The sequence below is a fragment of the Rhodococcus sp. G6(2025) genome (assembly GCF_058628105.1).
Genome location: NZ_CP179750.1, coordinates 1302098 through 1323951 on the forward strand (window position 1 = coordinate 1302098; position 21854 = coordinate 1323951).

Genomic DNA, 21854 nt, shown 5'->3' on the forward strand with positions numbered 1-21854 from the left:
GAACTCAGTCTCTTTCGAGCAGGAAGTAGTAGTGCCTGCCGTCGTCGAGGACCAGTGCGGACTTGCCGTTCATGATGCCCATCAGAGTGGAGTCGTCCACCTTCTTGAAGTGATCGAAGATGGGTGCGCCGTCGTACACCATGGTCGCGGTGACCTCGCCTCGGAACTCGATGTTCCACAGGCTGGCTTCGCCGTTGCCGGCCTTGACGTCGGAATAGAGGTTGCCGTCCGCGTCACGGCAGATCAACGGCTTCGCATCCTCGAGGGAGTGGAACGTCTTTCCGTGCCAGCGGCTCGCGAACAGCTTCTCGTGGAGGCGGTGGCCGGTGGCGAAGTCGTCGCCCTTCCAGCTGCCGAGGATGTCTTCGGCCCTGACTGTGTCGAGCGCCGCCCACACGGTGTCGAGTTCGTCGGGGGAGACGCCGCTCTCGCGCCCCCGGAGCTCGTGGAACGTGCTGCGGGCCTGATCGATGTCCATGAAGAGTTCCTTGGGGTGAGGGGTGCGAGGTTTACGAACCAAACTGTTCGTCAACCGCGCACGCTACGCCGAACCAGATGGTTCGGCAACGGGCAATTTAGGATGTCGGAATGCGAACAGCGGGAGAGGCCACGCGAGAACGGATCCTCGCCGCGGCCAAGGAGGAGTTCGCTCACCACGGAGTCGCCGGGGCTCGGATCAACCGCATCGCAGAGACGGCCCGAGCGAGCAAGGACCGTCTGTACGCGTACTTCGACAGCAAGGAAGCGCTGTTCGACGCCGTCATCGCGCAGTGGATCGCCGAGACGACCGAGCAGACGGCGCTGCGGGGAGACGATCTGCCGGGCTACGCGGGCCGGTTGTTCGACGACTACGTGGCGCACCCCGAGAACGCGAGGCTGCAGAAGTGGGCCGACCTGGAGATGCGCGAGCAGATCGCCGACAGCGATGCGCGGACCCTCGCGCTGCGGCCCAAGATCGCCGAGATCCGGCGAGGGCAGCAGGAGGGGTTCGTCGATCCGTCGTGGAACGCGGGCGAGCTGCTGCTCGTGATCACCGACATCGCCCTGTCGCTGGCCACCGCGCGTGGTGGACGCAAGCCGGAGGGGAAGTCGGGGGAGCGCACGGTGGCACAGCGGCGGCAGAGCGCTGTCGAGGCGGTTCGTCGTCTGATCGGGGCGCCTCCGACATCGGAAGCGCCGAGACGTGGGTGAGTGCTCGTGCCCCTTACCCGGCATGTGCCGGGTAAGGGGAGAGTGCCCCCAGTAGGGCTCGAACCTACGACCTGCGGATTAAAAGTCCGTAGCTCTACCAACTGAGCTATAGGGGCGCGGGGCCAGAGTCTAGTGCGCAGACGGTGACCGAGAAAACAGGGCCCCCGGCACGGCGCGCCGCGCGGGGGTGAAATGCGTCGGCTCGGGTGCGCACCCCCTGCAGCGCACCCGAGCCGACCCAAATTATACCACTTGGTGTGTTTTCGGCAGCGGTCCGGTTTCAACTCCATAAAGGTCTTCGGGTTGGTTTCTGAGAAGTTTCCATGATCTACAGACTGCTCTGTCGGTTCTTTCAAAACGGGGATACTGTTATGTATGGCTCCACGCTCGTCCCGGAAGGGCGAAAAGCGGGGTTACTACATCTGGGAGAGGGATTCACCGTCATGGCACGTCAGCAGGAGCGTGCGCGACGCACTCGCGCTGCGCTGGTGGAGTCGGCCGCGATCGAGTTCGCGAAGCGCGGCTATGCGGCGGCGTCGGTCAACACGATCCTCGAGGGCTCGAACGCCACCAAGGGGGCGATGTACTTCCACTTCCAATCGAAGGAGGAACTCGCCCGTGCCGTCCTTCAATCCGGAGTGGAGCAATTCACCGCCCTGACCGACAGGTGGACGAGTCGCACGGACATCGGGCCGTTCGAAGCCCTCCACGGTTTCGTGATCGACCTGGCGAAGCTCTTCCATTCCAGCGTCATCGTGCGGGCCGAGTTCCGGCTGATCGTCGAACCCGAGTTCTATCCGGACGTGCAGTCCGGCGGCTCGCAGGTGTGGGGGCGCGCCGCCCACGAGTTCGCGATCCGCGCTCAGCGCGACGGTCTGCTGCGCGCCGACGCCGACCCCGAGAAGTTCACCCGGGTCCTGGCGGCGTCTCTCGCCGGCCAGCGGTACATGTCCGACATGACGGCACTGGAGGGTGACCTCGGCGAGCGGTTCGCGGAATCGCTCGAAGTGATCCTCGAAGCGATGGCTTCACCCGAATGGTGGGAGAAGTTCGCGAGGGAAGGATGGCCGGATTCCGGTTCGGAACTGCCCGATTCGTAGTCTGACCTGGCGATTTGGGAAATTCTCGATCCGTGTCCTAAGCTATCCAAGCTCCCAACGGAACGCCGTTGAGGTACTGGTTCGGAGAAATCCGGCGGGCCCCCTTCGTCTAGCGGCCTAGGACGCCGCCCTTTCAAGGCGGTAGCGCGGGTTCGAATCCCGTAGGGGGTACGTTTGACCGGTGTCGAGCATGCGGTATGGTTCGACGGCAGTAAAAGTGACACGCAGTAACGCTTTACACTTGTAAAGCACAGCAGGACAAGCAAGGCCCTGTGGCGCAGTTGGTTAGCGCGCCGCCCTGTCACGGCGGAGGTCGCGGGTTCGAGTCCCGTCAGGGTCGCAAGTGTGTTGCCGATACCGAGTATCGGCAACACAATGCGATAGGCATTCGGTTCGGGTGCCGTCCGGCCAGGTAGCTCAGTTGGTACGAGCGTCCGCCTGAAAAGCGGAAGGTCGCCGGTTCGATCCCGGCCCTGGCCACCACGATTCACCGAAGCTCCGTTGTCGAGAACGTCGACAGCGGAGTTTTTTCGTTGTCCCTTATGGCTAGGGCGCGATCCGCAGTGTGTCGACGAGGCCGTCGCTGAGAACGAACTCGTACTTCAGTTCCACCGGGCTTCCGGGGAAATTACCGTCCACTGTGGTGGTGACCACGTAGCTGTCGTCGGCGACCGTCTCCGTTCCGGTCACCTCGACCGTGTAGGTGAACTTCGATTCGAGGTCCCTGCGCCATTGCCGGATGCCGTCGCGCCCTCGGACGGTCCGGCCTTCGTCGGTCACGGCCCCGTTTTCGGTGAAGCAGGCTGTGAGCGCATCGAGATCTCCTGCGTCGGCTGCCCGAAAGTAGCGCGAGACGATCTCGGGTGTCGTGGTGGTACTCATGGGGTTCTCCCTGTCCCTGCCGGGTGAGGCAGTACGGCTTGTATAGCAACGCTATAGAAGTAGCATAGCGGTGTGACAACAAGGAGTGTGGCCGGTAACGCCCGGGACCGTCTGCTGAAGGCGGCGGCCCAACTGCTCGACGAGGCCAAAGGCAAGCCCGTGTCCACCCGGGCCGTCTGCGACCTCGCCGGCGTCCAGGCCCCGACGCTGTACCACCACTTCGGCAGCAAACAGGGCCTGTTCGACGCGGTCGTGGAGTACGGGTTCGGCCAGTACATCCGGGGCACGAATCGGCGAGAGGACGACCCGGTCGACGATCTGCGGCACGGCTGGGACGATCACGTCCGCTACGGGCTCGACAATCCCTCGTTCTACGTTCTGTTGTACGGCCGGATCGCCCCGGGGGAGCCGTGTGCGGTGACCTCCGTCGCCGCGGCGAAGCTCCTCGAGTTGCTGACCGAGATCGCGCAGCAGGGCCGCCTGCGGGTGACGCCGGCAGTCGCCGCCGGACAATTCGTGGCGGCGAACGTCGGCATGACCCTGCACCTCATCGCTCAGCCGGAGGGCCGGGCCGACCTCTCCCTGTCAGGGGAACTGCGGGACAACGTGATCGCCGGGCTGATCCGGCCGGCACCCGACGCTGTGAGGTCGGAGGCCTCCCGAGAGGTGGTCGAGAAGGCGGACGCGCTCGCACGCGCCCTCGACGCCGACGCGGGGCGGTCCGGGTTGAGCGCCGGCGAACTCCTCGTGCTGCGGGAATGGCTCGACAAGCTGGCGGCAGCCACCTAGCCCTCCGAGCGCCGCCGAAGTGTGCCGAGGATCTCGCGGTAGTGCAGGTGAGCCATGAAATGGCCACCGGTGCGGATGTTCAGCGTGGCACCGGGAATTCGGCGGGCGAGCGCGGGCGGCCAGTGCGTGGGCACGAGTTCGTCGTCGCTTCCACCCCAGACGTCGACCGGCACGGTCAGATCCTCGGGCGCGAACCCCCACGGCCGCATCCACGCGCGGTAGTCCTCCACCATCCCGGGGGACGTCCGGAGTGCCTCACCGGACATGAGCGAGAAATTCCGGACCGGCTCGGAGCGGAGAACGGCCGCGTCCGCAGCACCGAGGTCGCGGGCACCGAGCCGCCGGAACAGCCGCGGAGCACGCAGCGCAACGGCGCCCATGACGCGAAAGCAGCTCCGCGCCACCAGCGGGGCGTGCTGGGACAGCCGGGTGAACGCGCGGTCCCCGGCGGGAAGCTGGGCGAACACCCCGGATTCGGTGAGGGGCAGGGCACCGGCGATCACCGCGACACTGGTCACGCGCGACGCGACCCTAGAGCCCACCGCGAGCGCGTACTGTCCGCCCATCGACCACCCCATGACACCGAAACGGCCGACACCGAGGTGATTCGCGAGGTCTTCGACGTCCCGGGCCCAGTCGAGGACCGTCCGGCCCGGCTGCGGATCCGACAGTCCGATCCCGGGACGGTCGGGGGACAGGAGACGGATGCCCGCGTCGCGAGCACTCCGGTCGGCGGGCGCGACGTCGAGGCGGCCGGCGAGTCCGCCGTGCGCGTTCACGACGGTGAATCCACCGGGGTCGCCGTACTCCGCGAAACCCATCAGGCGTCCGTCGCGCAGCCGGATCACACGATCCTCGGGTCCGACATGAACTCTGGGCACGGGAAACCTCCGGCGGTCGAGGCGAGTCTATCCGGGGGAGGCCTCACGCAATCCGGACATCGTGACGACCGGAACCGGTGCCGTCGCCGGACGACACCGAGGTGACTGTCGCTAGGCTGACGTCCATGAGCAGTGCTGAAGAGCCGCTGACAGCGGGCCGCGACGGACTACTGTCGTTGCTTCGCAACGGGCAGCTGCCCTCGCGGGGCGCCAAGGCCCCGCAGCGGGAGCGTTACCAGCGGATCGTCGCCGCGGCGATGGAACTCGCCTCCGAGGGCGGGTACGACGCCGTGCAGATGCGGGCCATCGCCGATCGGGCCGGAGTCGCGCTGGGCACCGTGTACCGCTACTTCCCGTCGAAGAACCACATGCTGGTGATGGGCCTGTTGATGGTGTTCGAGGGGATGCGGTCCCGGTTCGAGGACGTCGCGATCCCGGGGGACACGCCGTCCGAGCGGATCCTGTTCGTCCTCCGGAAGAACACGGAAGTCCTCGAGAAGGACCGGCCCCGATACGAGGCGCTGGTGCGGGCGTTCATGTTCGCGGACGCGTCGGCTTCGGCCGAACTGGATGCGTTCGGCGCCCTGATGACCGAGATGTTCGCCAAGACCATCGGCGTCGAGCAGATCTCCGACGACCAGCTGAACGCCATCCGCGTGATCGGCGACGTCTGGATGTCGAGCCTGGTGTCCTGGGTCGCCGGCCGCATCTCGGTGGACGAGGTGATGGCTCACCTCGGGCTCGCGGTCCGTCTCGTGTTCCGGCGCCTCGGCGGCTAGTTCGCGAGCTCAGCGGAACGACTGCCGGATCACCGGTTCTCGCCGCTCGAGGATGGTGGCGGTGTGCTGGCGCACCATGGCGTCGAGGTGCTCACCCTGCGGTGCGAGCCAGAAGTCGCCCCGATCGATGCCTGCGAAGACCAACTCGGCGAACGTGTCGGTGTCGAGTCCGTCGGTGCCCAGCAGTTCGCGCATCTGGGCGACCATCCGGTCGACGGCCGGATGGGAGATTGCCCCGAACGGGTTGTCGAACACGGACGTGACGACGGGCCCCGGCGCGAGCACGCTCGCGGACACGGGGGCGCCCACCATGCTCAACTCCATCTGCAGGCACTCGGTGATCGCGACGACCGCGAATTTCGATGCGCTGTACGGCGACATCATCGGACCGGGCGCGAATCCACCGACCGACGCCGTGTTGACGACGCGGCCGCCGCCCTGGTCGATCATGCGCGGAACGAACGCCCGGATCCCATTGACGACACCCGTGACGTTGACACCGAGGGCGGCGTCCCAGTCGGATTCGCCGAGTTGCCACAGGAACCCGGCGCGCATGATTCCGGCGTTGTTGAACAGCAGGTCCACCCGGCCGAACGAGTCGAACGCGAGATCGGCCAGGGCGTGGACGGACCCGGAGTCCGCTACGTCCGTTGCGCAGGTGAGGGCGGCTCCGCCCAGGTCCGCGGCCAGACGGTCCAGTGCGGCCGTGTCGATGTCGGCGAGCACCACGGTCATACCGCGGGCGTGCGCGTGCCGGGCGATTCCCGCCCCGATTCCCGAGGCCGCGCCGGTGACGACGACAACCTGCTTCTCACGTGTTTCCGGTTCCGTCACGGCTCGACCGTAGGGCCGTAGCCGGCCGAGTCGGCCCGGGTTTCTCTCTCAGCGGGAGGTATTCACGTGCCGCGACGCCACAGCGGTTCGAGGTCCGGGCCCTCCTCGCCCTGCTGTTGCGCGCCCCGGAAACGTGCCGCGAAGACGATCCAGCCGATGGCGGCCATGAGCAGGAAGCTGACCAGCCGGTAGACGACGATCGCGGATACCGCTTCGGCGCCGGTCATTCCGCTGGCGGTCAGTGCGGGGACGAGCACCGCGTCCATGACACCGAGTCCTGCGGGCAGGAGCGGGATGGCCGACCCCGCGGCGTTGCCGGCCGCGTACGCGACGGCGAGTCCGGCGAACCCGGGATGTGCGCCGACCGCGTAGCACGCGAAGGCGAGGCACGAGGCGTCGGCGATCCAGTTGAACAGCGACCACCCGAACGCGCGGGCCGTGTCGCGGCGATCCATCCGGACGGCGCTCATCTGGTTCACGATGTGCTTCCACTGGCGAACACCGTTCAGGGGAGGCTTCTTTCGAAGTCTGTTGAATCCGCGCAGCGCGGTGATGCCGACACCCTCGAGGGCGTCGGGTCGCGATGCGGCGTACTGGGCCACCACCAGGAACGCGCACAGGCCGCCGAACGTGAAGATCAGCGAGAACGGGTTGGTCTTCGCCCCTACGAGCAGTGCGCCCGCCAGTCCGACGAGCGCCAGGCCGATCGCCTGGAGGACGCCGGCCATCACCAGTTGCCACGTCGCGACCACCGGTGATGCACCCCAGAGGCGCGTCTGCCGGTACGTGAACGTCGTCGCCAGAACGGGGCCGCCGGGCAGTGTCACGCTCATCGAATTGGAGGCGAACGTCACCGCGAGGGACTGCCGCTGTCTGACGTGCACATCCGCGACCCCCAGCAGGCAGCGCTGGACGCGGGCGAAACTGGACATCGACGCCAGCGACGCCACGACGGCGGCGGCCACCCATCCCCAGTGGAGGTCGCCGAGGTTCTGGACGCTCTCCGAGAGGTCCGGCCAGATGAGGACGATCTCCACCGTGAGCACGACGACGAGGAGGCCGCCGATCACCCATTCGACACGACGCCTGCGGGGCGTCGGGCGGGTGTCTTCGGCGTCAGTCATACGCGTCCATTACACATGGCCGGTGATCACACCGTGTATCCGCCGTCGACGTCGAGCTTCTGTCCGGTGACGAACCCGGCCCGGTCGCTCGCGAGGAAACAGACCGCCTCGGCGACATCGACGGCGGTGCCGAATCGGCGTAACGGTATCCGGCTCGTGGCGGCGTCGAGTGCGCGCTGATCGAGTTCTTCGGAGCTGATCAGCCGCTCGGCCATGCCGTCGGTGAGCATTCCCGGGCCGACCGAGTTGAAGCGGACGCCGTAGCGGCCCTCCTCGGCGGCGAATCCTTTGACCAGCTGTTCGATCGCGCCCTTCGTGCCCGGCGACAGTCCGTCGCGCACCGGGAATCGGCTGGTGGCCGCGGTCGTGACCGCGACGACGGATCCGGACGCCTCCCGCAGCGCGGGCAGGGCGGCCTTGACGACGGTGAAGAAGGCGACGGCCTCCTGTTCGAGGTGTTCGGCGTAGTCCCGGGGAGCGACCTCGGACAGGTGGATCATCGGAATGTGCGGTCCCGCGGCGTGAACGAGGATGCCGATGCCGCCGAAGTGCTCGACGGTCTGCTTGACGACACTCGCGACGCGGGGCTGGTCGGTGAGGTCGGCGGAGAACGCCTGCGCTCCGACGCCGCGGCCTTCCAGTTCGCCGACGAGGTCCGCGGCGACGTCGGCATTGGATCGGTAGGTGATGGCCACGTCGTGGCCGAGGGCTGCGAGTTGCCGTGCGATGGCGGAGCCGATGCCGCCGGTGCCGCCCGTGACGAGTGCGGCGCAACGACGTCGGGGGGTGCTGGTGGCGGGTGTCGCCATGAGGAACTCCAAGCGTGTGAGGGACGAGCGTCCCTAACCTAGCAACTGCTTGGTTTCGGTGTGCGGGGAAACGGTTCACCCCGGCCGAGCGCAGCCTAGCCTGGCTATCCGACCAGGCCTTTTCGCCTTAGCCTGAACGCATGTCAGCAGAGAACGCCGAGCGGGCCGAGCCCTCGGGGCATCCCGACGAGCCGCACGCACCCAGTCTGGCGAGCCGCCTCAACTGGTTGCGGGCCGGTGTCCTCGGCGCCGACGACGGCATCGTGTCGACCGCCGGGCTGGTGGTCGGCGTGGCCGCGGCAACCACCGAGCGAGCGGCAATATTCACCGCCGGATTCGCGGGTCTCGCGGCCGGCGCGGTGTCGATGGCGCTGGGCGAATATGTCTCGGTGAGCACCCAGCGCGACACCGAACGCGCGCTGCTGTCGAAAGAACGGCGCGAACTCACCGAGACCCCCGACGCCGAATTCGAGGAACTCGTCGCGATGTACGAGGCCAAGGGGCTGAGTGACGACACCGCCCGGACGGTCGCGCGCGAACTCACCGATCACGATGCGTTCGCCGCCCACGTGGACGTCGAACTGGGCATCGACCCGGACGATCTGACCAACCCCTGGCAGGCCGCCGGGTCCTCGGCGCTGTCCTTCACGCTCGGCGCCCTCATCCCGTTGCTGGCGATTCTCCTACCGCCTGTGCACCTGCGCATTCCGGTGGCGTTCGTCGCGGTGCTGGTCGCGCTGGCGCTCACGGGCACCGTGAGCGCGGCTCTCGGCGGCGCACAGCGCACCCGGGCAGTGCTCCGCGTCGTGCTGGGCGGGGCACTCGCGATGATCGTCACGTACGGAATCGGCCAGCTGGTGGGGACGAGCATCGCCTAGCTTCGGGCGACAGTCACTCGCTCCGGCAGATCATGACCGGACATTTCGCGTGGTGGAGCAGATTCTGGCTCGTCGAGCCCATCAATGCGCCGAGCCACGGTCCCCGGCCGTGGCTGCCGACGACGATCAGCTGAGCGTCCCCCGCATGCCGCAGGAGGACGTCGGCTGCGGCGCCCTGCTCGGCCACCCTGGTCACAGACACGTCCGGGTATCGTTCCGATTCGCCCGCGAGGGCCTCGGAGAGCAGCGCCTCCTCTTCCTGCTTCACGGCGTCCCAGTCGACGAGCATGCCGGTGCCGCCCGCGCCGAGCGTGGGGGAGCCCTGCCACGTGTGGACGGCGCTCAGCGGCGCCTCGAAGAACGACGCGTACTCGAATGCGTGGGCCACCGCGTCGCGGCTGAGGTCGCTTCCGTCGACCCCGACGACCACCGGACGCTGGTCGGGTGTGGTGACTTCACCCCGGAGAACGGTCACCGGGCAGGGTGCGCGGTTGACGACGTGCAGCGCCGTCGAGCCGAGCAGCACCGAACGGATCGCTCCCGTTCCCGTGGATCCGAGCACGATCAACCGCGCCCAGTCGGCGGCCTCGAGCAGTGCGGTGCCCGCGGGACCGGGACTGATGGTCGTCTCGATTTCCAGACCGGGGAACTTCGGTCCCAGCAGCCGCTTCGCCGTCCCGATGATGGCCTCACCGTCCTCGCGCAGCTGACTGAGGAACTGCGACTCCAGCATGATCGCAGCGGGGCTGTACAGCGGACCGTCCTGTGGCAGTGCGTGCACGAGGGACAGCGTGGCACCCCACTTCGACGCGACTGCGGCGCCCCACAGGGCGGCGGCGGTGGAGGCGTCGGATCCGTCCAGGCCGACGACGACGGAATGACTGGCGGGTGTGCTCACGTCTGGCTCCCTTCGCTCACGCTGTTGGGTACTCCCCGACTGTGCCCTACTTCCAGACTTTTCGGGCCGCCTTCCTCGCGGTCTTCCACTCGGGTTTCACCAGCGGCGTCAGGGTGTCGCCGCGATCGAGCTCACGTTGCAAGAGCATTCCGAGGCCCAGGCTCGACTCGGCGGAGTGCTGATCCTCCGCGACCATCGCGAGGATGTGGTCCCGTGCGACGACCGCGTCCTGGTACTCGCCGAGCACGTCCTGAAAGCCCTTGAACTTCGTCTGAGCGCGGTCGGAGGCTTTCGGTGCCAGCGACCGCGTCGCCTCGATCGCATAGCGCATTCGTTTGGCGCGCTTGCGCGCTCGGTGTGTCAGTTCATCGCGCTCGGCCCGGGTGGTCGCGGCCGCAGTCTTCCGCACGCGCTTACGGACGGACTTCGACAAGGTGCGCAGGGATTTCGTCACGGCCTTCTTCGACGGGCCGCCGTCCCCGGACGCCTCGACGGCGACGAGGAATGTGTCGAGCCCGGCGAGCAGGTCGAGGTAGCGCTGGGAGTTGAGGGCGGCCAGGGCCGCGGGCCGGGCCGTCGCGGCGAGTCCCGAGAAGTATTCGTCGAGGCGCGCCCGCACGACCTCGCGGTCGGGTATTTCCTCGGCGCCGCCCAGCCGATCCACGAGCCGGCTCCACTGCACCTCGGTGTCCCGCGCCGAGCCGAGGGCCTGACCGACCCAGCGGAGTTCGACGATCAACTCGTCGACCGTTTCCTGGTCACGCAGGCTGGACCCGTACACCTGGAGGACACTCCGGATACGCCGGGCCGAGACCCGGAGGTCGTGGACGGACTCCTCGAGGTTGCGCCGCACGCCGAGGTCGGCCGTCACGAGAGAATCCTTCTGCGCCGCCAGATACTCCAGTAGCAGTGTCCGGGGAGTGGACCCCTTCTTCCTGCGCGCGGGGCGCGGGGTGCCGGTCACCGCGTCGCCGAGCGCCCGCCGCAACTTCGACGGCGCGTCCGACCGGGCTATCCCGGCGTCCGTCAGCCGGGAGTCGATGGCGTCGAACAGGTTTCGGTCTCCGGCCCCGAGCTCCACTTCGATCTCGCGCCACACCCGCTCGTCGGATCCGGTCCTCGTCTCGGGGACGGCGGCGATCACGACGTCCGAGACGACCTCGGCGAGCGTCGTCCCCGCCGCGTCCACGAGCCGCTGCCGTTCGCGGTCGGTGCTGATGAGCGCAACCGGGTTCAGGGCGGCGCCGCGGGTGACGGCCGTGAGCAGTTCCGCGAATTCCCGGGGCACTTCCGTCTCGGGGAGCTCGGCGTCGGGCGCCAGCTGCAGCTCGGTCCGCTCGTCCGCACCTGCCGGGATCTTCAGGTGCCAGCCGGCGTCGTCGCCGCCCTCCCGGCGGCGGAGGGTGATTCCGGCGCGGAGCAGCAGGAGTTCGCCCGTGTCGTAGTACAGGGCGGACAGCTGGATCGAGTCGAGCAGAGGTTCGCCGTCCACACCGGGCAGTCCCGAGAGGCTGGGTATCTGCTGCTCCGAACCGGCCTCGTACTTGCGTTCCACTTCGGAGACGGACGTCGCGGTACTCATGTCACCATCCTTCCGGCTGAGCGGGCCGGGGGAAAGAATCCGAGGTCAGCTCGGCCAGTCGAGGCTCCGGACGCTCGCGAAGCGTCGCGTGACGCCGGAGTAGGGGTCGACGAACTCGACGGACCGGGCCAGCAGCCGCAGCGGCGTCGAATAGTCGTCGGCGGCAACGTCGTAGAAGTCGGGATAGAAGTTGTCGCCGTGGATCGGGATACCCAGCGAACTCATGTGCAGCCGTAACTGGTGCGTCTTGCCGGTGTGCGGCAGCAGCCGGTACCGGGCCGCGTCGCCGTGGACCTCGAGGAGTTCGATGCGGCTCTCGCTGTTGGCGGGACCGTCCACCTCGTACGCCTTCAGGACGCCCCGCTCCTTGACGATTCGACTGCGGACGGTGGCGGGTAGCGGGAGATCGGGGTCGTAACGCGCGACCGCCTCGTATTCCTTGACCACCCGGCGCTGGTCGAACAGCGACTGGTAGTCGCGCCGGACCTCCCGCCGCACCGTGAAGATCAGCACCCCGGCGGTCAACCGGTCGAGCCGGTGCGCGGGTGTCAGTTCCGGGAGGTCGAGGTCTCGGCGCAACCGGACCAGCGCCGACTCGGCGATGTACGCGCCGCGCGGGGTGCTGGCCAGGAAGTGAGGCTTGTCCACGACGAGGAGATCCTCGTCGCGGTGCAGGATCTCGATCTCGAACGGGACCCGCTTCTCGACCGGCGGATCCCGGTACAGGTACACGAATCTGCGGGGGGCGAACGGGGTGTCCTCGGTGATCGGCTGCCCGCGCTCGTCGACGACTTCCGCTGTGGCGACCTTCTCGCGGAGGCGGGTCTCGTCGTGCGGAAAACGTGCGACCAGGTACTCGAGCACGGTGGGCCACACGCCGTCGTCCGGCATCCTCAGCCGCGTCGGGTTGAGGCCGTCGCGGACGGGAAGCGGGGCGTCGGGCACCTCGTCACGGTAGTCGACAGGCTGCGGAAATCCGCCGTTGACCGCCGGGGGACTCGAGGTTACTATCCGGTAAGTTTGTGACGCGGGCCACCCTGACTGGCCGCTGAGGCGCGTCATCGGGATTTCACGGGGGTTCGAAGTGATCGTGCGTCGATGGGCGTTTCGACCGGGTGCGGTGGCAGTCGCTCTGGCGATGGGGGTGGGGCTCGCGGTGGTGCCCACGGTGACGGCGTCGGCGGATCCGACGGGTGGGGCGGCCGGGGCCGCGTGGAACGCGGCGGTCGACGCGCCGCCCGAGTACCCGGTGATCGCGATCGACTGGGATGTCCCCATCACCATGAGCGACGGAACGGTGCTGAAGGCCAACGTCTATCGCCCCGCGGACGCCTCCGGCACGCCGATCGACACCAGGATGCCGTCGGTTCTCAATGTCACGCCGTACACGAAGCTGGTCGGCAACGTCGTCGATTCCGTGTTCGCGGTGCCGGGACTCGAGGACACCGTCGTCGACCTGGTGAACTCGTTCGATCTCGCCGGAACCCCGTTCGACGGTGTCGGCGAAGCGGCGAAGGTGCTCACCGGTGGCGGCATGCGCGTCTTCGGCATCAACCGCGACCTCGTCCGGAACGGGTACACCCAGGTGGTGGTCGATGCGCGGGGCACCGGCTTCTCCCAGGGGGAATGGCAGGCGCTCGGTCCGCTCGAGCAGCAGGACTCCGTCGAGATCATCGACTGGATGAGCAAGCAGGGATGGTCCGACGGCACGGTCGGCATGGCGGGGGTGTCCTATTCGGGAATCAACTCGCTGCAGGCCGCGGGGCATCAGCCGCCGGCGTTGAAGGCCATCTTCCCGACCGAACCGGGCAACGATCTGCTCCGCGACATCGTCGGAACGGGCGGTGGTCTCGGCGTGGGATTCATGCCGCTGTGGCTGTCGCTGGTCAACGGTCTCAAGTTCGTTCCCGACGTCCAGGCCATCGCGCAGGGACGCTTCGACCAGCAGTGGCTGCAGGATCGGTTGCGGGATCCGCTGACGCTCTTCCCCGCACTGATCGAGGCCATGACCGCGCCGGACATCAACGGTCTCGACCCCGGCACGCTGCGGGTGGCGCAGGACGGCCAGTTCTACGAGGAGCGGAAGGCGCAGGCCGCGAACATCGAGGTGCCGACGATGCTCTACGGCGCGTGGCACGACATCTTCGCGAACAGCGAGCCGCGGGTCTACAACGACATCCCACTGCCTGCCGGTGAGAAGCAGCTGATCATGAGCGACGCCTACCACATCTCGTTCGGTGGCGGCTTCGGCGAACAGGGTGCGCCGCCACGACTCGACGTCCTCGAACGCGCCTGGTTCGACAAGTGGCTGAAGGGCATCGACAACGGCATCGACGAGTACGGCCCGGTCACGCTGTATCAGCAGGGCAACGGCTGGACCACCACCGATCAGTTTCCGCGGGCCGGTGTCGACTACCAGCGGATGTACCTGTCGGGTGCCCCCAGTGGCACCGCCGGGCACGCCGCCCACGACGGCAGCCTGGTGTCGGCGAAACCCGGCGACGCAGCACGACTCACCGTCGCACCCGGCCTTCGTGGGCTCTGTTCCCGCGACGGAGCACAGGGCACCGCAGGCGCGGCCGTCGTCTTCGGATCGGTGTGCAGCAAGGACTCCCGGTTCGCCGAGGCCGAGGGACTGACGTTCACCAGCGCCCCCGTCGCGCAGCCGACCGAGCTGTCGGGTCCGGTCAATCTGCACCTCGAAACGGTGCTCGACGCCCCGGACGGATTCTGGGCGGTGACACTGAACGACGTCGCACCGGACGGCACGTCGACCCCGCTCACCAATGGTGCGCTCACCGCTTCCATGCGGGCCGTGGACGATTCGAAGAGCACCAAGTCGGCGAACGGAGACTACACCGAACCGCACCACTATCTGACGGTGGACGCGCGTCAGCCGCTGGTGCCGGGTGAAGTGACGCCAGTGGACATCAACTTCGTGCCCACCGACGCCGTCCTCGCGCCGGGGCACCGGCTGCGCGTCGACGTGTACGCGGGCAGCGTCCCCCGGTACCTGCCGCTCGGACCGATTCTGGCCGACAGCCAACTGAAGCCGCAGCACGTCGCGTTGTCCCCGGATCGGCCGAGTTTCCTCAATCTGCCGCTGGTCGGAGCGCAGGCGTGGTGAAACGTTCACGCCAACTCCCGAGATCCGTAGGGTTGACGCCATGACCAAGTGGACAGCTTCGGACATCGTCGATCAGAGCGGCCGCACGTTCGTCGTCACGGGCGCCAACAGTGGTCTCGGGGAGGTGGCCGCGCGAGCGCTGGGCAAGGCGGGGGCGCACGTCGTGCTGGCCTGCCGTAACACCCACAAGGGGGAGGTCGTCGCACGGTCGATCGGTGACAACGCCGAGGTGCGCCGCCTCGATCTGTCCGACCTCGCCTCGGTGCGCGAGTTCGCCGCCGGTGTCGAGTCCGTCGACGTGCTCGTGAACAACGCCGGCGTGATGGCGGTTCCGCAGCGTACGACCGCCGACGGATTCGAAATGCAGATCGGCACAAACCATCTCGGGCACTTCGCGTTGACCGGCCTGCTGCTCGACAAGATCACCGATCGGGTCGCCACGATGTCGAGTGCGGCACATCAGGCGGGAACGATTCACCTCGACGACCTCAACTGGGAACGCCGCAAGTACAACCGCTGGAGCGCCTACGGGCAGTCGAAACTCGCGAATCTGCTGTTCACGTACGAGTTGCAGCGCAGGCTGTCCGCGGCGGGGTCACCCGTGAAAGCGGTGGCCGCGCACCCCGGTTACGCATCGACCAATCTGCAGGCCCACACCGAGTCGGTGCAGGACAAGCTGATGGCCGTCGGCAACCGGATCTTCGCGCAGTCGGCGGAGATGGGGGCGCTGCCGATGCTGTACGCGGCAACGGCATCCGACGTGATCGGTGGCAGCTACATCGGGCCGGACGGCCTGTTCGAGCAGCGTGGCCATCCGAAGGTGGTGGGCTCCAACAAGAAGTCGCGGGACGAGCACACCGCGCGGGCGCTGTGGGCGCTGTCGGAGGACCTGACGGGCGTCGAGTTCACGTTCGGGTGACGCGACGCCCGTCAGGGTTGCTCAGTCTTCGGTGACCTCGAGGGTGACGTCGATGTTGCCGCGGGTGGCGTTGGAGTAGGGGCACACCTGGTGTGCCTTCTCGGTCAACTCGAGCGCCTCGGCGCGGGGCAGGTGGGGCAGGGAAACCTCGAGAGTGACGGCGAGACCGAATCCGCCGCTGTCCGTCGGGCCGATGCCGACGCGGGCGCCGACGGCCGAGTCGACGACGTTCGCCTTCGCCTGACGGCCGACCAACTGGAGCGCGGAGTGGAAGCACGCCGCGTATCCGGCGGCGAACAGCTGCTCGGGGTTGGTGCCGTCGCCGGACCCGCCCATCTCGGTGGGGATCGCGAGGTTCAGGTCGAGCTTGCCGTCGGACGTGCGGGCGTGGCCGTTGCGGCCTTCTCCGGTCGCGAGGGCTTCGGCGGTGTAGACGATCTTCATGGTTACTTCTCTCCTGTAGGGGTGGTGAAGCTGTGAAGTGACTCGGTGAGCCGCGACAGGGTGTCCCGGAGGGCGACGAGTTCGTCGATCTCCATTCCCGTCGAGTCGGCGAGTTCGGCGGGGATGCCCTCCGCGGCGGCGCGGAGGGCCGCACCCTTCTCGGTGAGGTGGATCCCGACCCGGCGCTCGTCGGCCGAGGAGCGCCGGCGTTCGACCAGTCCCAGGGTTTCGAGCCGCTTGAGCAGTGGAGACAGCGTGCCGGTGTCGAGGTCGAGGGCGTCGCAGATCTCACGTACTCCGCGGCCGTCCCGTTCCCAGAGCACCAACAGCACGAGGTACTGCGGGTAGGTCACTCCCAACGAGTCGAGCATCGACCGGTATCTCGCCGTCATGGCCCGGGAAGCCGAGTACAGGGCGAAGCACACCTGGCGGTCGAGGGTGAGGTTGTCGGTCACCACTGAATAGTTGCATACAACTAGGTTGTGCACAACCAAGAACTGGAATCGGTGATTGCGCTTACACTGTTGGCCAGTGACACGGGGTGCTGCCCGGCGACGAGCCGGACGGCTGAGAACAGACCCGTCGAACCTGAACTGGGTAATGCCGGCGAAGGGATGTCGCGGAGACGCCCGTATGCGCTCATCCGATGTCTCGTCGCCGACCGAACGGAAGGTGACAGCATGCAGCTCGACAAGCAGATCGTCCTGGTGACCGGCGGTGGGCGGGGCCTCGGCGCCGCCATCGTGCGGTCGTTCGCGGCGCAGAACGCGCGGGTGATCGTGAACTACCGGAACAGCCGGGACGCGGCCGAAGAACTCGCGGCGTCCCTGGGCGCGGACCGTGCGGTCGCGCTCCGGGCCGACGTCACCGATGCCGGACAGGTGGCGGCCCTGTTCTCCGCGGCGGAGGAGCACTTCGGCTCCCCGGTGACCACGGTGATCAACAACGCGCTCGCCGACTTCTCCTTCAACGGCGACGCACGCGACAAGGCGGACGTCATCACGTGGGAGTCCTTCGACTCGCAGCTGCGTGGCAGCGTGAAGGCGACGCTGCACACGACGCAGGCCGCGCTGCCGGGCATGCGTACGCTCGGGTTCGGCCGGATCGTGAACATCGGCACCAACCTGTTCCAGAACCCCGTCGTCCCGTACCACGACTACACGGCCGCCAAGGCCGCCGCGCTGTCGCTGACCCGCACCCTCGCCGCCGACCTCGGTCCCGACGGCATCACCGTCAACATGGTCTCGGGCGGGCTGCTCCGCACCACCGACGCGAGCGCCGCCACTCCCGACGAGGTATTCGACCTCATCGCGGCGAGCACCCCGCTGCAGCGCGTCACCACCCCGGACGAATTCGCCGACGCGGTGCTGTTCTTCGCGTCCCCGTGGTCGCGGTCGGTGACCGGCCAGAACCTCGTCGTCGACGGCGGACTGGTCAAGGACTGACATGACCGACGTCCGGCAACTGCACTTCAACGCATTCCTCTACAGCTGCGGGCACCACGGCGCCGCGTGGCGGCACCCCTCGTCCCAGGTGGAGCGACTCTGCGACATCGCCTACTACGAGGAGTTGGCGCAGACCGCGGAGCGGGGCTGCCTCGACGCGGTGTTCTTCGCGGACGGGCATTCGGTGCGCGACCCCGCATCCGGAGGCATGTGGTTCCTGGAACCGCTCACCGCGCTGTCCGCGATGGCGCGGGCGACGGAGCGGGTCGGACTGGTGACGACGGTGTCCACCACGTTCTACACACCGTTCCACGCCGCCCGGATGCTGGCGTCGCTCGACCACATCAGCGGCGGCCGCGCCGGCTGGAACGTGGTGACGTCGATGTTCGACGCCGAAGCGCGCAACCACGGGCTCGAGGAGATGCCGCCGCACGACGAACGCTATTCGCGTGCCGCGGAATTCGTCGACGTGGCACTCGCCCTGTGGGATTCGTGGGCGCCCGACGCGCTCGTGCTCGACCGGGACGGCATCTTCGCGGACCCGGCCAAGGTGAAGCCGGTCGAGCATCGGGGAAAGCATTTCCTCGTGGACGGTCCGCTGAACGTGCCGCACTCGCCGCAGGGTCGTCCCGTGCTGTTCCAGGCGGGCGCGTCCGATCAGGGCCGCGACCTGGCCGCCCGGTGCGCCGAGGGCATCTACGCCGTCGCCTACGACCTCACGGCCGCGCAGAGCTACTACGACGACGTGAAGCGGCGCATCCGCGCGGCGGGCCGCGACGCCGACGCGGTGACCGTGATGCCCGGTCTCGTGACCTATGTCGGTTCGACCACCGAGGAGGCCCGGCGGAAGAAGGCGGAACTCGACGCGCTCCTGCCCGTCGAACAGTCTCTGGCGCAGTTGTCGATGTTCGTCCAGCAGGACTGCAGTGCCTGGGAACTGGACGCTCCCGTTCCCGCGCTGCCGCCGCTGTCGGAGTTCACCGGGCCGCAGGGCCGGTACGACACGATCCTGCGGATCATCGAGAAGGACCGTCCCACCGTGCGGTCGCTGCTGGGCACGTTGGCGGCCGGCGGTGGCCACTGCACCATGATCGGAACCCCGGAATCGATCGCCGACGAGATCGAAACGTGGTTCCGCCGCGGCGGGGCCGACGGCTTCAACCTGATGCCGCCGCTCTACCCGAACGGCCTCGCAGACTTCGTCGACGAGGTGATCCCCGTCCTGCAGAAGCGTGGGCTGTTCCGCGCGGAGTATGAGACAGAGACTCTGCGCGACCATCTCCGGGGGCGCCCGTAGTTGCCACCACAAAGAACACAACCTTCTCTAAGTACGCAACAGTGACTGTGAGCGTCCCTCCCCCCGACACTGGCTGTTATCGCGATCACACCACGACGCGAGTTCGGACGAGGAGTGGCAATGCTGGTAGCACTCGGCTTTCTGATGGTGGCCGTGTTCATGTTCTTGATCATGTCCAAACGGGCCACTCCCGTGGTCGGGTTGATCGCCGTCCCGGTCGCATTCGGGATCGCGGCCGGAGCGGGCCTCGGCATCGGCGACATGATCACCGACGGAATCAAGGCGCTGGCACCGACGGCCGCGTTGCTGTTCTTCGCGATCATCTTCTTCGGAATCATGATCGACGTCGGCCTGTTCGACCCGCTGGTGAAACTCATCCTCCGGCTCGTCCGCAACGACCCCATGCGGCTCGTCGTCGGCACCGCGGTGCTCGCGATGGTGGTGTCGCTGGACGGTGACGGATCCACGACATTCATCATCGTGACGTCCGCACTGTTGCCGCTGTACATGAAGCTGAAGGTCAGCCCCGTGGTCCTCACGGTGGTCGCCGGCCTGGCGAACGGCGCGATGAACATCGTCCCCTGGGGCGGACCGACGGTCCGGGCCGCCGCTGCGCTGGGTATCTCGCCGTCGGACGTGTTCGTCCCGATGATCCCGTCACTGGTGGTCGGACTGCTCGTCGTGCTGCTGTTCGCCGTGCAACTGGGCTACAGCGAACGCCGCCGCATCGGCACGCTCGAACTCACCGACGAGCGCCTCCTCGTCTCCGCGGGCTCCGGCCTCCGGCGGTCCGCGACCGGCTCCGGCTCCGGTGGCAACGGTGACGCACCCCGAACCGGTGGCGGCTCCGGCGACGCCGGATCGGACGACGGCCAGGGCTTCGTCGACGGTCTCGACCCCGAGCGGCCCACGCTGCGCCCGAAGCTGCTGTGGTTCAACGCGCTCGTGACCGTGGCGCTCCTCGTCGTGCTCGTGATGGACGTACTGCCGATTCCGGTCCTGTTCATGGTGGCCGCATCGATCGCGCTGACGGTGAACTTCCCGCGGGTCAAGGAACAGCAGGAAGCGATCACCCGCCACTCGTCGAGCATCGTCTCCGTGGTCGCGATGGTGTTCGCCGCCGCTGTCCTCACCGGCGTATTCCAGGGCACCGGAATGGTCGAGGCCATGGCGCAGTGGCTGCTCGAAATCATCCCGGCCTCGCTCGGACCGCACCTGGCCGTCATCACGGGCATCCTGAGCCTGCCGTTCACGTTCTTCATGAGCAACGACGCCTTCTACTTCGGCATCATGCCCGTGCTCGCCGAGACGGCGGCCACGTACGGCATCGAGCCGGTCGAGATGGCCCGCGCATCCATCACCGGCCAGACGTTCCACATGCAGAGCCCCCTCGTCCCGGCCATCCTCCTGCTCGTGACCCTGGCGGGTGTCCCGCTGGCGGATCATCACAAGAAGGTGCTGTGGCGCGCGGCGCTGGTGTCGCTGTCGATGCTGGTGATCGGTGTGGTCCTCGGACAGATCCCCTGGTGACCTAGTCCTCGGTGTCGGTGTCGGTGGCGGGCCCCTCAGGGGTCGCGCCGCCTTCGCCGCTCCAGTCGGCGCCCGAGCTCTTGTCGTCCTCGGCCGGATCGGACACCACGTCCTTGTCCGCGCCCGGGGCGCCGCTGTCGGTGGTCGTGGTCTTCGGTCCGGATGCATCCTTCGGTGTCATGTCCGACGGATACCCCGACAGCGGGGTGCTCCAATCAGGCGGACCCGGGTCAGCAGTTCGAAAACTCCGTCGGGGATTGGCAGGTGAACAATACTTCGACGTAGTGTTCCCCGGGTTATCGACGATGAAGGAGTGGAACTGTGGCGCGCAAAGTTGTTGTCGAACGCATCGACGACATCGACGGAACTCCGATCAAGAACGGTAAGGGGGAGACCATTCCGTTCTCTGTCGACGGCGTCGACTACGAGATCGATCTGAAGGTCAAGAACGCCAGGGAATTCCACAAGACTCTCGACTACTACATCGAGCATGCAACGCGGGTCGGTGGAAGGAAGCGTCGGTCGACTCCTGCAGTGGCACCGTCGCAGGGGCGTAGCCAGGCGAAGGAAATTCGAGAATGGGCGACGTCGCAGGGCTACGAGTTGTCCACGCGTGGACGTATTCCTGCCGAGATCGAGGAAGCGTACAACGCCGCTCACTGAGTCCACGATGCCGCGGGTGGTCGCCTGGTCCGTCGTCAGTACCGGCGCGCTGCGTGAAATGACATGGAGCTCATCGCTACTCGCGTGACCGGGCGTCCCGGAGCGGGTGCGTGGACGACCATGCGGTTTCCCGCGTAGATCGCCGCGTGCCCGCCCCCGTAGAAGAGGACGACGTCGCCGGGCTGCAGGTCGCACTCGTCCACGGCGGTCCCGTGTCGGAGTTGCTCGTAGGTGGTGCGCGGAACCGATATGCCGGCCTGTTTGTATGCCCATTGAACGAGGCCGGAGCTGTCGAAGGCCCGGTGGTCACCGGCGCCGCGGGTGCACGGGATTCCGATTCTGGACGCGGCGGCGTGCAGTGCATGGCGTCCCGGCCGTACCGGAGGCGGGCGGAACGTGTGAACCAGGTGATATCCGTGGTTCCCGGTGTGTGGGTTCATGCCGTCGTTGCTCCAGTGCACTCGGTGGTGTCGCGTCGTGGGGGACGCCCGTCTACAGAGTGGTCCCGGTGCGGTCCGGACACATCGGCCGAACTACCCGGGTACGTGCCTGTCTTCTCTGCCTCTGCCGCCCGGACTCGACGGCTGCCGGGTAAACCATTCGATCTGGTCGGTTTGGTACTCGCGAGTAGTGCACACCGCTCGTAACGTCGAGGAGTAATTGTCAGGTCAAAGGGAGTGGT

At 67.5% G+C, this 21854-nt stretch carries 24 protein-coding genes, 4 tRNA genes and 1 riboswitch; of the genes, 14 read left to right on the top strand and 14 right to left on the bottom strand.

Features of this window, described 5'->3' with window-relative positions; genetic code table 11:
- Window positions 1-4 precede the first annotated feature (4 nt).
- Window positions 5-478, bottom strand: coding sequence for a DUF4334 domain-containing protein (locus ACLIVD_RS06215; RefSeq protein WP_105412962.1), 474 nt, complete (start codon window positions 476-478; stop codon window positions 5-7).
- Between the two features lie 110 nt (window positions 479-588).
- On the opposite strand from ACLIVD_RS06215, the gene ACLIVD_RS06220 reads away from it, so the two are divergent.
- Window positions 589-1191, top strand: a complete 603-nt coding sequence (locus ACLIVD_RS06220) for a TetR/AcrR family transcriptional regulator (protein WP_283330678.1) — start codon at window positions 589-591, stop codon at window positions 1189-1191.
- 43 nt (window positions 1192-1234) lie between these two features.
- Here ACLIVD_RS06220 and ACLIVD_RS06225 read toward each other — a convergent pair.
- Window positions 1235-1307: transfer RNA gene (locus tag ACLIVD_RS06225), tRNA-Lys, on the bottom strand.
- Between the two features lie 327 nt (window positions 1308-1634).
- Between ACLIVD_RS06225 and ACLIVD_RS06230 the strand changes: the two genes are divergently transcribed.
- From ACLIVD_RS06230 to ACLIVD_RS06245, 4 genes are all read left to right on the top strand, one after another.
- Window positions 1635-2291 (top strand): TetR family transcriptional regulator, encoded by a 657-nt coding sequence (locus ACLIVD_RS06230; RefSeq protein WP_280778691.1) that lies wholly within the window; start codon window positions 1635-1637, stop codon window positions 2289-2291.
- A 98-nt stretch (window positions 2292-2389) separates the two neighbouring features.
- Window positions 2390-2462, top strand: a tRNA-Glu gene (locus tag ACLIVD_RS06235).
- 95 nt (window positions 2463-2557) lie between these two features.
- Window positions 2558-2631: transfer RNA gene (locus tag ACLIVD_RS06240), tRNA-Asp, on the top strand.
- Window positions 2632-2697: 66 nt separating this feature from the next.
- Window positions 2698-2774: transfer RNA gene (locus ACLIVD_RS06245), tRNA-Phe, on the top strand.
- 63 nt (window positions 2775-2837) lie between these two features.
- On the opposite strand, the gene ACLIVD_RS06250 is transcribed toward ACLIVD_RS06245, so the two are convergent.
- A complete protein-coding gene (locus tag ACLIVD_RS06250) occupies window positions 2838-3173 on the bottom strand; it encodes a nuclear transport factor 2 family protein (protein WP_280778690.1) in 336 nt (111 codons plus the stop codon).
- Window positions 3174-3245: 72 nt separating this feature from the next.
- Between ACLIVD_RS06250 and ACLIVD_RS06255 the strand changes: the two genes are divergently transcribed.
- Window positions 3246-3962 (top strand): TetR/AcrR family transcriptional regulator, encoded by a 717-nt coding sequence (locus tag ACLIVD_RS06255; RefSeq protein ID WP_491932127.1) that lies wholly within the window; start codon window positions 3246-3248, stop codon window positions 3960-3962.
- On the opposite strand, the gene ACLIVD_RS06260 is transcribed toward ACLIVD_RS06255, so the two are convergent.
- Window positions 3959-4810: an alpha/beta fold hydrolase gene (locus tag ACLIVD_RS06260; RefSeq protein WP_491932856.1), complete on the bottom strand. Its 852-nt coding sequence runs from the start codon at window positions 4808-4810 to the stop codon at window positions 3959-3961. The two genes, ACLIVD_RS06255 and ACLIVD_RS06260, sit on opposite strands and share 4 nt — an antisense overlap.
- A gap of 158 nt (window positions 4811-4968) precedes the next feature.
- Between ACLIVD_RS06260 and ACLIVD_RS06265 the strand changes: the two genes are divergently transcribed.
- Window positions 4969-5622, top strand: coding sequence for a TetR family transcriptional regulator (locus ACLIVD_RS06265; protein ID WP_128970053.1), 654 nt, complete (start codon window positions 4969-4971; stop codon window positions 5620-5622).
- A gap of 9 nt (window positions 5623-5631) precedes the next feature.
- On the opposite strand, the gene ACLIVD_RS06270 is transcribed toward ACLIVD_RS06265, so the two are convergent.
- The 3 genes from ACLIVD_RS06270 to ACLIVD_RS06280 form a co-directional block, all read right to left on the bottom strand.
- Window positions 5632-6456 (bottom strand): SDR family oxidoreductase, encoded by an 825-nt coding sequence (locus ACLIVD_RS06270; RefSeq protein ID WP_280778687.1) that lies wholly within the window; start codon window positions 6454-6456, stop codon window positions 5632-5634.
- 62 nt (window positions 6457-6518) lie between these two features.
- The gene (locus ACLIVD_RS06275) at window positions 6519-7580 is read right to left on the bottom strand and encodes a lysylphosphatidylglycerol synthase transmembrane domain-containing protein (RefSeq protein ID WP_491932129.1); all 1062 of its coding nucleotides are present in this window, start codon (window positions 7578-7580) and stop codon (window positions 6519-6521) included.
- A 26-nt stretch (window positions 7581-7606) separates the two neighbouring features.
- Entirely contained in the window at window positions 7607-8389 is a 783-nt protein-coding gene (locus ACLIVD_RS06280) for an SDR family NAD(P)-dependent oxidoreductase (protein ID WP_280778684.1), read from the bottom strand.
- Window positions 8390-8529: 140 nt separating this feature from the next.
- On the opposite strand from ACLIVD_RS06280, the gene ACLIVD_RS06285 reads away from it, so the two are divergent.
- Window positions 8530-9267 (top strand): VIT1/CCC1 transporter family protein, encoded by a 738-nt coding sequence (locus ACLIVD_RS06285; protein WP_280778683.1) that lies wholly within the window; start codon window positions 8530-8532, stop codon window positions 9265-9267.
- A gap of 13 nt (window positions 9268-9280) precedes the next feature.
- On the opposite strand, the gene ACLIVD_RS06290 is transcribed toward ACLIVD_RS06285, so the two are convergent.
- From ACLIVD_RS06290 to ACLIVD_RS06300, 3 genes are read right to left on the bottom strand one after another with little or no spacing between them, the layout of a single operon-like run.
- Window positions 9281-10165 (bottom strand): universal stress protein, encoded by an 885-nt coding sequence (locus tag ACLIVD_RS06290; RefSeq protein WP_280778682.1) that lies wholly within the window; start codon window positions 10163-10165, stop codon window positions 9281-9283.
- Window positions 10166-10211: 46 nt separating this feature from the next.
- A complete protein-coding gene (locus tag ACLIVD_RS06295) occupies window positions 10212-11747 on the bottom strand; it encodes a CYTH and CHAD domain-containing protein (RefSeq protein WP_491932130.1) in 1536 nt (511 codons plus the stop codon).
- 45 nt (window positions 11748-11792) lie between these two features.
- Window positions 11793-12692 carry a pseudouridine synthase gene (locus tag ACLIVD_RS06300; protein ID WP_317570986.1) on the bottom strand — a complete coding sequence of 300 codons (900 nt, stop codon included), beginning with the start codon at window positions 12690-12692 and terminating at the stop codon, window positions 11793-11795.
- A 193-nt stretch (window positions 12693-12885) separates the two neighbouring features.
- On the opposite strand from ACLIVD_RS06300, the gene ACLIVD_RS06305 reads away from it, so the two are divergent.
- Together ACLIVD_RS06305 and ACLIVD_RS06310 are read left to right on the top strand one after the other, a co-directional pair.
- The gene (locus ACLIVD_RS06305) at window positions 12886-14874 is read left to right on the top strand and encodes a CocE/NonD family hydrolase (RefSeq protein ID WP_317571033.1); all 1989 of its coding nucleotides are present in this window, start codon (window positions 12886-12888) and stop codon (window positions 14872-14874) included.
- 40 nt (window positions 14875-14914) lie between these two features.
- Window positions 14915-15793, top strand: a complete 879-nt coding sequence (locus tag ACLIVD_RS06310; protein ID WP_280778679.1) for an oxidoreductase — start codon at window positions 14915-14917, stop codon at window positions 15791-15793.
- A 21-nt stretch (window positions 15794-15814) separates the two neighbouring features.
- On the opposite strand, the gene ACLIVD_RS06315 is transcribed toward ACLIVD_RS06310, so the two are convergent.
- Together ACLIVD_RS06315 and ACLIVD_RS06320 are read right to left on the bottom strand one after the other, a co-directional pair.
- Window positions 15815-16237: an organic hydroperoxide resistance protein gene (locus ACLIVD_RS06315; RefSeq protein ID WP_491932131.1), complete on the bottom strand. Its 423-nt coding sequence runs from the start codon at window positions 16235-16237 to the stop codon at window positions 15815-15817.
- A 2-nt stretch (window positions 16238-16239) separates the two neighbouring features.
- Window positions 16240-16692, bottom strand: coding sequence for a MarR family winged helix-turn-helix transcriptional regulator (locus ACLIVD_RS06320; RefSeq protein WP_007301081.1), 453 nt, complete (start codon window positions 16690-16692; stop codon window positions 16240-16242).
- Window positions 16693-16764: 72 nt separating this feature from the next.
- Window positions 16765-16869: riboswitch (TPP riboswitch) on the top strand.
- A 48-nt stretch (window positions 16870-16917) separates the two neighbouring features.
- Here ACLIVD_RS06320 and ACLIVD_RS06325 point away from each other — a divergent pair.
- The 3 genes from ACLIVD_RS06325 to ACLIVD_RS06335 all read left to right on the top strand — a co-directional run bounded on the left by ACLIVD_RS06325 (window position 16918) and on the right by ACLIVD_RS06335 (window position 20509).
- On the top strand, window positions 16918-17682 hold the full coding sequence (locus ACLIVD_RS06325; protein WP_491932132.1) for a 3-oxoacyl-ACP reductase: 765 nt from the start codon (window positions 16918-16920) through the stop codon (window positions 17680-17682).
- Between the two features lies 1 nt (window position 17683).
- On the top strand, window positions 17684-18979 hold the full coding sequence (locus ACLIVD_RS06330; RefSeq protein ID WP_491932133.1) for an LLM class flavin-dependent oxidoreductase: 1296 nt from the start codon (window positions 17684-17686) through the stop codon (window positions 18977-18979).
- 120 nt (window positions 18980-19099) lie between these two features.
- A complete protein-coding gene (locus tag ACLIVD_RS06335) occupies window positions 19100-20509 on the top strand; it encodes a CitMHS family transporter (RefSeq protein ID WP_283354425.1) in 1410 nt (469 codons plus the stop codon).
- Window position 20510: 1 nt separating this feature from the next.
- Here ACLIVD_RS06335 and ACLIVD_RS06340 read toward each other — a convergent pair whose 3' ends face one another.
- Entirely contained in the window at window positions 20511-20690 is a 180-nt protein-coding gene (locus tag ACLIVD_RS06340) for a hypothetical protein (protein WP_283330687.1), read from the bottom strand.
- A 140-nt stretch (window positions 20691-20830) separates the two neighbouring features.
- Between ACLIVD_RS06340 and ACLIVD_RS06345 the strand changes: the two genes are divergently transcribed.
- The gene (locus tag ACLIVD_RS06345) at window positions 20831-21172 is read left to right on the top strand and encodes a histone-like nucleoid-structuring protein Lsr2 (RefSeq protein ID WP_005255167.1); all 342 of its coding nucleotides are present in this window, start codon (window positions 20831-20833) and stop codon (window positions 21170-21172) included.
- Window positions 21173-21207: 35 nt separating this feature from the next.
- On the opposite strand, the gene ACLIVD_RS06350 is transcribed toward ACLIVD_RS06345, so the two are convergent.
- Window positions 21208-21612, bottom strand: a complete 405-nt coding sequence (locus ACLIVD_RS06350; RefSeq protein WP_283354426.1) for a C40 family peptidase — start codon at window positions 21610-21612, stop codon at window positions 21208-21210.
- Window positions 21613-21854: the final 242 nt, after the last annotated feature.